Annotated in this window: 2 tRNA genes and 1 rRNA gene; all 3 read left to right on the top strand. The window is 50.6% G+C overall.

The window, feature by feature from the left end:
* Positions 1-51 precede the first annotated feature (51 nt).
* The 3 genes from rrf (at position 52) to B5E82_RS17780 (ending at position 498) form a co-directional block, all read left to right on the top strand.
* Positions 52-169: ribosomal RNA gene (gene rrf / locus B5E82_RS17790) — 5S ribosomal RNA — on the top strand.
* A 127-nt stretch (positions 170-296) separates the two neighbouring features.
* Positions 297-370 (top strand) — tRNA-Ile (locus tag B5E82_RS17785).
* Positions 371-425: 55 nt separating this feature from the next.
* A tRNA-Ala gene (locus B5E82_RS17780) sits at positions 426-498 on the top strand.
* Positions 499-627 lie beyond the last annotated feature (129 nt).

Below are 627 nucleotides of genomic sequence, written 5' to 3'. Positions count from 1 at the left end.
AGTGTTAGGCACTGTTTAGTTATGAAGGCTTGCGAGGAAGCCTGGAAGATTTCCGGTGGCGATGCGTCTGGGGGCCACACCCGTACCCATCCCGAACACGATGGTTAAGCCCCAGACGGCCGATGGTACTATGCTGGAGACGGCATGGGAGAGCAGGTGGCTGCCGGAACACTTAATAAGAACAAGCCGAAGGCGCAGTTCGAATTTAGTGAGTGGTGTGTCACGACACTTAGCGAAAGCGAGTCGCAAGACGAAGCTTGAGGTTAGTGACGGGACCTGCCGGATTAACAAAAGGAGGGCTTATAGCTCAGCCGGTTAGAGCGCACGCCTGATAAGCGTGAGGTCGGTGGTTCGAGTCCACTTAAGCCCATTGGTCGGGAAGAATCCAGACCAGACAAAAGAATAGAGGAAACAAACCTATTCGTGGGGGTGTAGCTCAGTTGGGAGAGCACCTGCCTTGCAAGCAGGGGGTCAAGAGTTCGAATCTCTCCATCTCCACTCGGTGTGCAAGCACTGAAGATAAGGCGGAAGGAATGATAATTCTGAAAGCCATATCCCTTGTACCTTGAAAACTATATACTGAAAATATCCAGTTAAATCGAAGATTTAACAATACAAGACATCCGA

It is taken from the genome of Lachnoclostridium sp. An138, assembly GCF_002160765.1.
Taxonomy (GTDB): Bacteria; Bacillota; Clostridia; order Lachnospirales; family Lachnospiraceae; genus Laedolimicola; species Laedolimicola faecalis.
Note: the sequence above shows the minus strand (reverse complement) of the source record. Positions and strands in the feature narration are given on the sequence as shown.